Source organism: Ancylobacter sp. 3268 (genome assembly GCF_031456575.1).
Classification (GTDB): domain Bacteria; phylum Pseudomonadota; class Alphaproteobacteria; order Rhizobiales; family Xanthobacteraceae; genus Ancylobacter.
On sequence record NZ_JAVDUX010000040.1, the window covers coordinates 1 to 10,313 of the forward strand.

The 10,313-nt window shown below is 60.9% G+C and carries 14 protein-coding genes; 11 read left to right on the top strand and 3 right to left on the bottom strand.

Features of this window, described 5'->3' with window-relative positions; genetic code table 11:
* Positions 1-147: 147 nt before the first annotated feature.
* Positions 148-597 (top strand): type II toxin-antitoxin system antitoxin SocA domain-containing protein, encoded by a 450-nt coding sequence (locus J2X65_RS26560; protein ID WP_310208422.1) that lies wholly within the window; start codon positions 148-150, stop codon positions 595-597.
* Complete coding sequence (locus tag J2X65_RS26565) at positions 575-952, top strand: hypothetical protein (RefSeq protein ID WP_310208425.1); 378 nt, start codon at positions 575-577, stop codon at positions 950-952. Before J2X65_RS26560 ends, J2X65_RS26565 begins: the two co-directional genes overlap by 23 nt.
* Here J2X65_RS26565 and J2X65_RS26570 read toward each other — a convergent pair.
* On the bottom strand, positions 949-1,215 hold the full coding sequence (locus tag J2X65_RS26570; RefSeq protein WP_310208427.1) for a hypothetical protein: 267 nt from the start codon (positions 1,213-1,215) through the stop codon (positions 949-951). The two genes, J2X65_RS26565 and J2X65_RS26570, sit on opposite strands and share 4 nt — an antisense overlap.
* 248 nt (positions 1,216-1,463) lie before the next feature.
* Complete coding sequence (locus tag J2X65_RS26575) at positions 1,464-1,673, bottom strand: helix-turn-helix transcriptional regulator (RefSeq protein ID WP_310208459.1); 210 nt, start codon at positions 1,671-1,673, stop codon at positions 1,464-1,466.
* 99 nt (positions 1,674-1,772) lie between these two features.
* On the opposite strand from J2X65_RS26575, the gene J2X65_RS26580 reads away from it, so the two are divergent.
* From J2X65_RS26580 to J2X65_RS26620, 9 genes are all read left to right on the top strand, one after another.
* Positions 1,773-1,973, top strand: a complete 201-nt coding sequence (locus tag J2X65_RS26580) for a hypothetical protein (protein ID WP_310208430.1) — start codon at positions 1,773-1,775, stop codon at positions 1,971-1,973.
* On the top strand, positions 1,970-2,293 hold the full coding sequence (locus J2X65_RS26585; RefSeq protein ID WP_310208433.1) for a hypothetical protein: 324 nt from the start codon (positions 1,970-1,972) through the stop codon (positions 2,291-2,293). Before J2X65_RS26580 ends, J2X65_RS26585 begins: the two co-directional genes overlap by 4 nt.
* 208 nt (positions 2,294-2,501) lie before the next feature.
* Positions 2,502-2,966 carry a hypothetical protein gene (locus tag J2X65_RS26590; protein ID WP_310208436.1) on the top strand — a complete coding sequence of 155 codons (465 nt, stop codon included), beginning with the start codon at positions 2,502-2,504 and terminating at the stop codon, positions 2,964-2,966.
* Positions 2,967-3,266: 300 nt separating this feature from the next.
* Entirely contained in the window at positions 3,267-4,187 is a 921-nt protein-coding gene (locus J2X65_RS26595) for a hypothetical protein (protein ID WP_310208440.1), read from the top strand.
* A gap of 130 nt (positions 4,188-4,317) precedes the next feature.
* Entirely contained in the window at positions 4,318-4,530 is a 213-nt protein-coding gene (locus J2X65_RS26600; RefSeq protein WP_310208442.1) for a helix-turn-helix domain-containing protein, read from the top strand.
* Positions 4,531-4,818: 288 nt separating this feature from the next.
* Complete coding sequence (locus J2X65_RS26605) at positions 4,819-5,418, top strand: hypothetical protein (protein WP_310208445.1); 600 nt, start codon at positions 4,819-4,821, stop codon at positions 5,416-5,418.
* A 235-nt stretch (positions 5,419-5,653) separates the two neighbouring features.
* Positions 5,654-5,983, top strand: a complete 330-nt coding sequence (locus J2X65_RS26610) for a hypothetical protein (RefSeq protein WP_310208447.1) — start codon at positions 5,654-5,656, stop codon at positions 5,981-5,983.
* The gene (locus J2X65_RS26615; RefSeq protein WP_310208450.1) at positions 5,983-7,251 is read left to right on the top strand and encodes a DUF927 domain-containing protein; all 1,269 of its coding nucleotides are present in this window, start codon (positions 5,983-5,985) and stop codon (positions 7,249-7,251) included. Before J2X65_RS26610 ends, J2X65_RS26615 begins: the two co-directional genes overlap by 1 nt.
* Positions 7,199-8,614, top strand: a complete 1,416-nt coding sequence (locus J2X65_RS26620; RefSeq protein WP_404977802.1) for a DUF927 domain-containing protein — start codon at positions 7,199-7,201, stop codon at positions 8,612-8,614. The genes J2X65_RS26615 and J2X65_RS26620 overlap by 53 nt, the downstream gene beginning before the upstream one ends.
* Positions 8,615-9,437: 823 nt before the next feature.
* Here J2X65_RS26620 and J2X65_RS26625 read toward each other — a convergent pair.
* A partial coding sequence (locus J2X65_RS26625; RefSeq protein WP_310208456.1) for an SDR family NAD(P)-dependent oxidoreductase occupies positions 9,438-10,313 on the bottom strand: 876 nt, incomplete at its 5' end.

Here is a 10,313-nt window from a genome sequence, read left to right on the forward strand (position 1 = left end):
CTCCGCCCACAAATCATCCGGAAGCAGCTTCTTCACCATGAAGCCAAACTCAAGCCGACATGGTTAACAAACGGTTTTGTTAGGCGCTCTTAATGTGTTCTGCGTTTTCTAAATCAGGACATGGATGCTCGGCCAGAGGTTAAAGCTATGACCGCTCGGATTGATTCTGTAGCAAAGTACATATGTGAAAAAAGCGGCTGGACTGTAAGCAATTTGCAGCTTCAGAAGCTGCTTTATCTTGCGCAGATGATTTATATGGGCCGGAACGGCGGCAAGCCTCTTTTTGATGGCTCTTTTCAGGCGTGGGATTATGGCCCGGTAGAACCCAATATTTATCATAGGGCCAAGACTCATGGCTCATCGCCACTGCCGGATATATTCTACGATGCGTTAGGGTTCCGAGAGACGGATCCACGCCGTGAAACGTTAGATGATGTTTGCAATCGATTTTTGAGATTTACACCTGGGCAGCTTGTCGACATTACCCATTCGCCGAATGGCGCGTGGGCAAAGCACTATGTTCCTGGCTCAAAGTCCATACAAATCCCTAACGATTCAATTTTGGCTGAATACAATGCCAGAAATAACAGAAACTGACCGCGCCAATGATCTTGACAATTTCACACCTTCTATCTCAGAGTATAGAATAGACGATAAGGCGGCGGCACTCGAGGCTGATCTTGTTGAGCGAAAAGCGCAATATAATAAGGAGCGCTTTTGCTATCATTTTATCATAGTCGCTCTGTTCAATATGCTTATGCTCGGCGGGCAGTCTTCCGCTGTGGCGACACTCTCGTTGATTGCCAGTCTTATACTTTTGATCGGAATCGGAAAGTGGCTGGATTTTCCATTTATCCATGATCGACTTGATAAATGGGAACGGTTGTTCTTTAGAGCTTTTGAGAAAAAGACGACCAATAAAATTGATATAGATACTGAACCTATGGTCTAGCGTTGTTCCCATAGCAGATTGCTGTTGGCGTCAGCTATCGATCGCACGTGGTTTTCTCCGCGCATCCCTCGCAGTGCCTTGCTGACCCTCTTCGTCAGCTCCGAGAGGCACTTGCGATCCCGCGCATCATCGCCGCGTAGCGCCACGATTGACCGCGCTATGTCGCGGCTGGAGATCGGACCCTCTGCGTTGCGCAGTTCCTCGTAGATCGCCCGTGACAGCTCGCCGCGCCCGAAGATCACTTCGCGCTTCTGGCGTGGCATGGCGGCGTCCAGGTCGCCCTTGTAGCCAAGCGTGCCGAGAGCGCGCGGTCTAGGGCTTCGATGTAGTTCCTGATCTCCGCTAGCCTGTCCCTGATGCGCTCTGCTTCATGGAAGAGTTCCCTCAACGCGCCCTCGCGACTCCGCTTTCTGGGCGTCTAGCCTCCCGTTTATCGCCAACTTGACGAGAAACCCTTTCCATCTCGATAAGCTTCATCCAGCGGGAACCTGCTCCTCCTATCTGAGCATCCTCAATCCCGCTTCTTCAACCGCACCCCCGGCCCGCCGCCGTTTTCAGGAATGAATTCGACGCCAGCGGCCTCGAGGGCGCGCTGGATCGCGGCGAGCGTTTCGGGAGATCCGCCGCTATGCCCGTTCTCGAAACGCGTTACCGTCATAGCCGAGACACCGGCAAGCGTAGCAAGTTCGCGCACACCCACTCCCAGTGCTGCGCGCGCCATCTTGCATTGGGCCGGAACGATCGATACGCCTGTTGACACTGTAAACACCTTCCGGCATGTTCACCCTGTAAACACTTTTCCTACCACAGGAGCACGCCCATGGCACCCCATGCCGGCGAACAGGAGAACTATGTCCGCAGCTTCACCATGGTGGAGCAGACAGGGCTACGGAAACGTACCGAGGCCGCCATCGATGCGCTTATGGCGCTTCTCGATGAACTCGATGGGGATCCGGACATCGAGGATGACGGCACCGCTGAGGATGACATCGACCATGCCGCCGAATGGGGGTGCGCATGATCACGCAGCGCCGCCCAAAGGGCGATTTCCTTTCGCAACTGCCTGAATGGCAGGGCAGCCCGCTTGATCTTGTCATCGGTACGGTCGCGATCGCCCTCTGTGTCGGGGTGTCCGCCCCAACGGTGCAAAGGGCCATTCAAGAACGGAAGGCCGTTCCCGGCTATCGCGTGAAATATGGGCAGACGCCGTTGCTGGCGATCCGCCGAGTTGACGCGGTGAAACTGACGGCCAGCCTGCACGGCGCGCGCCATCGCATGCGCAACTTCCGGGTGTTGATGGCTCGGCAGTCCGCCGGCATCGCCGAGGGGAGGCGCGCATGAGCAATGGCCCTCATCACGACCTGATCTTGAAGCAGATGGCAGCAAGATTTGCCGCCACACTGCCAACGGAGCCGAAGGACGCGCACCAGATATTGGATCACGCGCGGGATTTCTATGATCGGTTCATGCTGGCTCCGTCTGTGCCGAAACCGAAAGCCCCCACCAGGCCGTCAATCGTGAAGCTGAATCGTTCGACGGGAGGTGCATCATGAACCGGCGTTCGTTCTTTCTCGGCCTCGCACCATCCTTGCTGATCGCCAAACCCGCGCTCGCTACATCTGTTTGTACTCTGCGGGGCGATACGGTTTTGCCGGATCTGCCTGCGATAGTAGCCTCGGACCCGCCGCCGCCCCCGCCGGACATATTCAGCAGCGGCCCCATGTGGGACGAGGGTGAAAAGATGTTGATGGGGGCTGACGAGCGCGTGATCGCGCTGGCGCGTGATTCCCTCGCCAATCTAGTGCGTTCGATGAATGTCCTGTCGGCTGGGCGGACAGGATGGCACATCGAAACTTGGCACTACCATGGAATGACGACGATGGGGCCACTGCCGGCACCGCCCATGGCGCGGGCCTATGTGTTCGACTACCACGATAAGCCGTTCTTCGTGCACAACGGCCGGCCCAGGCTTAGCGAGCGCCATATCGTGCTCCTCGGAAACCGGATGGAATGAGCGCGGCTGCTGGTTAGGCGAGCCGCCTCCCAAACTGAGCCTTTCTCACACCAATTCCCCCGAGACCAAGGGGTGGGCGCGACAGTCCAAGCCCTCCATGGGCTTCGGTGTCGCGAGAGCGATCCACTGCGCCTAGTAGCTTGGCCGGTTGGGTACGCTATCAGCACTCTGTGTTCGCGTCTTGTTCCGAATCGTCATGAGCGCCATGATCTTGTGCGGGGATAGGCCGGCCAGCCGACAAGCCGAGTTGCACCGCTCGGTTTCCCCGTGCTCCCCACGGTGCTCGCTAAGGTGTAGGCGATGGTTATTTCCTCGCGGGCTGAGTTTGAAGAGAGGGAACGCATACTTGGTGAGGTTTTCTATGGGCGAATGAGGCCTGACGAAGCCGAAGTTGAAGCATCGCGTCAAGGTATGCGGCCGTTCGCCACCCGACCAGAGCCGACCACCTTTGATCCAATGTCTCGGCCGATATGGACGTTTCCGATGGCCGTGGCGTGGATCTGTTGGCGTGAGCCAGTACAAGTCAGGGAACAGCAGGCCGAATATCGACTTCAATGTTGGGACTGGAAGTGGTTTCGTTCCAGGATTCCAGTGGACGGAGGACGAGAATGGGAAGACGTTTCAGGCTGGGAGCTCAAGCAACGAGCTAAGGCGACTATCGAGCGCTTGCAACTCCAAGAGATAATACAGGAATACGTCCCGAGAGCAATGAGTGTGTCTGACGGAATTGAATCACTATGGAAAATGCTGTCAGTCGGTGAGCTTGTCGCCTCAGCGGTAAAGGCCAACAATCGAGGGCGGCCCGTCGAAATTCCAGTTAGCGAATGGCCGCATCTCGCCATTCTTAATCTCGATCATCCATCGGACGCGCTACGCTTTACACAAGGGCCGCCTGATGCGGAATATTGGGATGTAATGTTCAAGCGTGCTGACTTAACGCGCTTATGGCCGCCGCCAGAATGGGACAGTATCGGTGAGGCACAACAAGCTCCTGTACGGACTGGCTCTCCGGGGCGGCCGACCAAAGGCCGAGGGTTCATTGAAGCGGAGTTTAAACGTCGCGTAGAAGCAGGCCGGTTCGAGCCTAAGTTGGTAGACGAAGCGAAAGCCCTGAATAAGTGGTTTGAATTTTCTCATCCAAATATGGATCGGATGACCGTCAAGACCATCGAGAACGTCATTCGAGTTGCTCACAAGGCCGCAAAGGCCCCCAAGTCGTAACCCCCGCAAATATCGTTTCGTGGGAATAATGTGGGCGTTTTTTATGGGCGCCTAATCGCTCACCTTCCTCAGCAACCGCCGGAACACGTCGGGACACACTCTGACGCAACGGTCATGCTGAGGACTGAAAATGAGCTTTCGACCGAAGCCCGAAACTGAACCACTTGCCTATGACGTCAGCGGCGCAGCACGTGTCATGGGGGTAGGCCGAAACAAGATCTACGACGAGATCCAGGCCGGCCGCCTGGAGGCTCACAAGTTAGGCCGCCGCACGGTGATTACCCGTGCTGCCATCGAGGTGTGGTTCGGCAAGTTGCCGCGCTTCACGACCAGCGCCGTCTGAGAACGCGAACACCCGGCGCTGTGGCGGCACCGGGTGCTGAGAATTCGCGTCTGAAACCTTCCCGCTCAAAGGAATGATTTCGATGTCTTTTTTAGCTCACGCCCGGAATCCGGGCAAGGAAATTCAGCCGACAACTGGCCTTCCGCTGTTCGACTGGCGCCCGTCTAGTCCTCCTTGCGTCAATCCTCTGCACGTCAGGGCGCGGCGCATCTCGGCGAGTTGTGGCGTGCCATTCGCCGTCGTGCTCGCTCATATCGAGCTGGCCGGCCTAGGCAGGGAGGTCCGCTGATGGTGGACGACGCCAACCTGAAATCCATCATAACCGACATCGCTCACGAGGCCGCACAACAGGCGTTCGACTGGCTGTGGGCCTACGGATCCGCGGACCCCGACAACTTCCGCCGTGATGTGCGAATCGCGACCATCAACCGCTTTCTGATGTCGACCGTAGAGCCAGTGAGGCATGCCGCATCCGAGCGCGGTGTCACCGGATCGAACGAGATCCACGCAATCTGGATCGAGGCCGCGCAGGCCTTCTCCACGCGCATGAGGGAGCTAGAGGGCATTCCGGCCAGCTACGAGCCGCAATGGAACGATGACGATAAAGCCCTGAAAGAAAGGCTGCATGCTGAGGCTATCCGGGCGGCGCGCGTCATATTCGGAGCTGACTGCTCTCTGCCAACCGACGCAACAGATGCGGAGCGACTGAACCCGCTGAATGCAGTCTGGGCTCATATGACCACTTTCGTCGCCGCTGCGGTCAATCCGAGCCGGCCGGCAGAGGAGGCCATAGTCAACTACTGGATCACTGAAGCCACAAATGTCCTCATTGAGGAATTTTACCGCCTCCGAGACGCCTGGGCGAGCGACGAAGGGGGCAGGGCATGAGGCCGTTCGCTCCGATTACGGAGCCCTGCCTGCCGAGCGACGCTCACTTCGTCGGACGGCCTTCCTGCGCGATGGTCTATCCGCGGTCGGGGGCGTGGGTCTGCTTCCTGGCGGACGAGAACGGCGGAATGTTCCTCGCTGAGGATGCCACCAAGACCGTCGCCCTCACAGCGGCGATGGATGCCGCGATCCGCTGGAATGCCGAGGTGCGCCTCGTCAACAGGGAGGATCGTCTTTGACGGATCATCCCTTCGGCTTCTCGACGGATCGCCGTCCGCCTCTCGACTTCGACAAGGTGAATGCCGCGGCCCTGGCGGCATTTCCCGCCCTGCTGTCTCGCTGGCTCCCCGGCGGGCATCGTGAGGGCCGGGAGTGGGTGGCACTCAACCCGCGCCGCTCCGATCGTTCGGCTGGCAGCTTCCGCATCAACATGACGTCCGGCAAGTGGTCCGATTTCGCGACTGGCGATGCCGGCGGCGATCCCGTCAGCCTGGCGGCGTACCTCTCCGGCACCAGCCAAATCGAGGCCGCTCGCCACCTCGCCGACATGCTGGAGGTGCGCTGATGGATGCCGGTCTCATGTTCGCGCCGCTCTCCGCTGACGAGGTGGCGGCAGCGCAGCAGTCTACGCCGAAGGCCGGCACGAAGACGCCGATCATTCCGGTGCCGGCCGACGCGCCACCTATGTCCTTCAAACACCCGAAGCTCGGTGCGCCATCGCGTTCCTGGCCGTACCGCAACGCGACCGGGGAGCTTGTCGGCTATGTCTGCCGCTGGGACTTTGCCGGGACGGATGGCGAGCCGGGCAAGGAAATCCTGCCTGTCACCTATTGTGAGCTCGGAGACGGCAAGCGCGGCTGGCGGTCCAAGGGCATTCCGGCGCCGCGCCCGTTGTTCGCTCTTCCGGACATCATTGCCAATCCCACCGCATGGGTGCTGATTGCCGAGGGTGAAAAGACCCGCGACGCGGCGCACGACCTGTTCCCCGACATGGTCGCAACCACACCGGCTCACGGCGCAAAGAGCCCGCACCTGACGGACTTCTCGCCGCTCGCCGGTCGGACAGTGGTGATCGCCACCGACTATGACGAGCCGGGGCGCGCGACCGACAAGGGCAAGCCGCTGCATCCCGGCCGGGACTTCGGCGACAAGGCGTGCGAGCTCGCCCGCGCTGCCGGCGCGGCTCGCGTCCTGCATCTCGCGCCAGAACATCTCGGCAATTGGCAGTGGCGGGACGGCGCGAAGGTAGCGCGCAGTGTTCCGCTCAAGGACGGCTGGGATCTGGCCGACGCTGCTGATGAGGGCTGGACGGCAGATGCCCTTATCGAGATGCGAAAGGATCCGGCGTTCCTAGCGCCCTATCTCGATGCCGCAGAGCGTGGTGAGCATGGCGACGAAGATGACGACACAACACCTGGCATGTTCCGGTCATGGCCGCATGGCGTCGAGAAGCGTGTCGACCATACGGACAAGGAAACCGGCGCGATCACTACCGAATGGAAGTGGTTTTGCTCTCAGCTCGATATTGCGGCCGAAACGCGCAGCTCCGAAGGTGAGGAATGGGGCCGCCTCCTGACGGTGACGGATCGCGATGGGCGCAGGAGGCAATGGGCCATGCCGATGGCGCTGCTGGCCGGCGACGGCACAGCCTATCGTGAGCGGCTTCTGTCGCTTGGCCTGATCATGGCACCGGGCAAGTTCGCCCGCGATGCCCTGCACGAATACATCTCGACCGCCCGGCCGGATGAGAAAGCCCGCTGTGTCGGCCGCGTTGGCTGGCATGGCAAGTCGTTCATTTTCAGCAACCAGACGGTGGACCCTGCCAATGGCTGAGCGGATCATTCTTCAGACCAGCGGCGCCGTGGACCATGCCTTGCGGGAGGCCGGGACGCTGGAAGGCTGGCAGCGAGATATCGCGCGCTACGCAGTCGGCAATTCTCGGCTGGTGCTCGCCCTGTCGACGGCCTTCGCCGCGCCACTGCTCTATCCGACCGGCTCCGAGAGCGGCGGCTTTCATTTCAGGGGCGCTTCGTCGACCGGGAAGAGCACGGCGCTTGTCGTGGCTGGTTCCGCGTGGGGTGGCGGGGGCATTCGCGGCTATGTCCGCACATGGCGTGCCACCTCCAATGGGTTGGAAGGCGTGGCCGGCATGCATTGCGACTGCCTGCTGTGTCTTGACGAGATGGGGCAGGTGGATGGTCGCGAGGCAGGGCAGATCGCCTACATGCTCGCGAACGGTGTCGGGAAGTCCAGGGCGTCACGATCCGGCGAGGCTCGCCCGGCGGCAGAGTGGCGCCTGCTTTTCCTCTCGAGCGGCGAACTCTCCCTTGCCGACAAGATTGCCGAGGATGGCAGGGGACGGCGCGCCGCGGCAGGCCAACAGGTTCGCATCGTCGATATTCCCGCCGATGCCGGCGCAGGCATGGGCATGTTCGAAAACCTGCACTGCTTCGCCAATGCCGATGCGTTCGCCCGGCATCTGAAAGTGGCGGCTAGCGAGCACTACGGTCATCCGAGCCGTGCCTTCCTGCGGGTGCTGGTAGATGAGTTTGACGCCATCGCTCCGGCGGTGAAGGACCATGTCGACGAGTTTTTGCGGAACCATGCGCCCGCAGGGGTGGATGGGCAAATCAGCCGCGTTGCCGCGCGTTTTGGCCTTGTCGCCGCGGCGGGCGAGATGGCGGCAGTTGCCGGCATCGTGCCGTGGCCTGAAGGGGAGGCGACGCGGGCAGCGGCACGATGCCTCGCCGACTGGCTAACCCAGCGTGGTGGGTTGGATCCAGCCGAAGATGTCGATGCCATATCGGCGGTACGGCGGTTTATTGAGCTGCATGGCAACTCCCGGTTTGAAGCCATGGGCGACCTTGCCCCAACGGATAGTCAGGGCGCCCCTATTGAACAGCGCATTCCCAATCGGGCTGGCTTTCGGCGGCAAGCGAACGAGGGAGGTAATGAGTATCTGGTGCTTCCCGAGGTGTGGCGCACGGAAGTCTGCGCCGGCCTCGATAGCGCCAACGTGGCAAAGGCCCTCATGCGGCGCGGCTATCTGGCGGTGGGCGGAGACGGAAAGCCGCAGATCAAGACGCGCTTGCCGGGCTTCACGGCTACGGTTCGCTGCTACGTCATCACGCCGCGCATCCTTGGTGAGGACGACGCCGATGCAGAGGCGCGTCTCACTGCCGGCACCCACGTCTAGGGGAACACGTCATGAGCGCCCGTTTCGTTGCCTTTGCCCGGCATCGCCCCGCGCTTGTTCCCCATGTTCCCCACGTCGGAACAGATTGGGGAACAGAGCGGGGAGCGGTGAAAACCGTTGGTGCTGAACGATTTGTCAGCTCCGTTCCCCATGTTCCCCACGTTCCCCCGAAAAACGATGTAGCCGAGAATGAAAATCGTGTTCCCGATGCTGTTCCCCTTGTTCCCCAAGCTGAGGAGAGTTGGGGAACAGATTGGGGAACGGAGCAAAGCGTTGCAAATGAACGATTTGAGGAAACTGTTCCCCTTGTTCCCCACGTTCCCCTCGAAAACGATGTAGCCGGAAACGAAAATGTCCAATTGGACGAGCTATCGGCTGACATTGCGAAGCTCTGGAGCCGGGTCGTTCAGCGGGAAATGGATCGCGGCGCTGATCGAGCGTCGGCCGTCAAAAGGGCTCTCCCAGTGGTTCGGACGCGACTGTTGAACAGTCCCCGCATGATGCTGCCCGATCGTGCTCCAGGGTGCTGCGCTATGTGCGGATATGCCGATAGCTCCACCTCTCGCCTTTTGGCGGTCATGTCTCCGGAACCTGGCAAGCACGTCTGGCTACATGCTGGCGACTGTCACACTGGCTATCGAAGGGAACTCGCCGCAAAGGTGGAGGCTGCGATGGTGAGAGCCGGGTTGCCTGATCCGAGAGATGAGCCGCCATGGTGAGGCGGCGGGGGCGCTCGGCGTCCTGACCCTTTTCTCGCAACGTGGGTCCCGAAGGCGACGACCCTGGCGAACCGGTGTCGATCGCCCGGCGACGACGCAGGAACTCAAACGGTGTCCAAGCCTGTCCACGCAACGGATAGTTGCCACAGGTGCTCAGCGGAGTCCGGGTCGCAAGCCCAGGGGCTGACGCCTTTCCTTCCCATGCTTGGGTTGTTGACGATGGCGATGTCGCAGTCCTCGCAGTAGACGCCGCCGAGGCCGTCGAGACGCGGGCTCGTGGCGCACCAGACGCTCGTTGCTGCCCCTTGCTCGACCGTCTTCATGCCGCGCGCGGGGTCGATGATCGGGCGCCCCGCCTTGTCCAAGGCGTCGAAGGAGGCAATCTCCTCGGCACTGAGATGCCGGGCGAGATCCGTCAGGATCTGGCCCGGATGAAGCGAGAAGGCTCTGATGCCGTGACTCCGTCCCCGGCGGTCCAGCGCCATCGCAAAGAGGGCGTTGGCCGTCTTCGACTGACCGTAGGCGACCCACTTGTCGTAAGGACGAACCCGGAAGTCGATGTCCTCGAAGTCGACCCCGGCGATCTGGTGGCCGCGTGATGAGACACTGACGACGCGTGCGCCCCCGGCCGCGACAAGCGAGGGCCAGAGGCCGAGCGTAAGACGGAAGTGGCCGAGATGGTTCGTCGCGAACTGTGCCTCGTGGCCCTCGGCGTCCCGCATCTCGGGTGTCGCCATGATGCCTGCGCTGTTGACGAGGATTGACACGGGCCGGCCCGTGCGCTCGATACGGTCGGTGAAGGCAACAATGGATTGCGGATCGGCAAGGTCCATGGGTTCGACGGTTGCGCCGGCAAGCCCGCGTAAGGCCGTCCTTGCCCGCTCGGGGCTTCGCGCCGGCACGATGACCTCGGCCCCGGCATGGAGGAGAGCGCGCGTCGTCTCGAGCCCGAGGCCCGAGGCCCCTCCGGTCACGATGGC

Bases quoted from the DNA above. Each gene is read 5' to 3' on its own strand.
- J2X65_RS26560 (WP_310208422.1), top strand. From the start codon at position 148: ATGACCGCTCGGATTGATTCTGTAGCAAAGTACATATGTGAAAAAAGC.
- J2X65_RS26600 (WP_310208442.1), top strand. From the start codon at position 4,318: ATGAGCTTTCGACCGAAGCCCGAAACTGAACCACTTGCCTATGACGTC.
- J2X65_RS26590 (WP_310208436.1), top strand. From the start codon at position 2,502: ATGAACCGGCGTTCGTTCTTTCTCGGCCTCGCACCATCCTTGCTGATC.
- J2X65_RS26580 (WP_310208430.1), top strand. From the start codon at position 1,773: ATGGCACCCCATGCCGGCGAACAGGAGAACTATGTCCGCAGCTTCACC.
- J2X65_RS26570 (WP_310208427.1), bottom strand. From the start codon at position 1,215: ATGCCACGCCAGAAGCGCGAAGTGATCTTCGGGCGCGGCGAGCTGTCA.
- J2X65_RS26575 (WP_310208459.1), bottom strand. From the start codon at position 1,673: ATGGCGCGCGCAGCACTGGGAGTGGGTGTGCGCGAACTTGCTACGCTT.
- J2X65_RS26620 (WP_404977802.1), top strand. From the start codon at position 7,199: ATGGCAAGTCGTTCATTTTCAGCAACCAGACGGTGGACCCTGCCAATG.
- J2X65_RS26605 (WP_310208445.1), top strand. From the start codon at position 4,819: ATGGTGGACGACGCCAACCTGAAATCCATCATAACCGACATCGCTCAC.
- J2X65_RS26585 (WP_310208433.1), top strand. From the start codon at position 1,970: ATGATCACGCAGCGCCGCCCAAAGGGCGATTTCCTTTCGCAACTGCCT.
- J2X65_RS26615 (WP_310208450.1), top strand. From the start codon at position 5,983: ATGGATGCCGGTCTCATGTTCGCGCCGCTCTCCGCTGACGAGGTGGCG.
- J2X65_RS26565 (WP_310208425.1), top strand. From the start codon at position 575: ATGCCAGAAATAACAGAAACTGACCGCGCCAATGATCTTGACAATTTC.
- J2X65_RS26595 (WP_310208440.1), top strand. From the start codon at position 3,267: ATGGTTATTTCCTCGCGGGCTGAGTTTGAAGAGAGGGAACGCATACTT.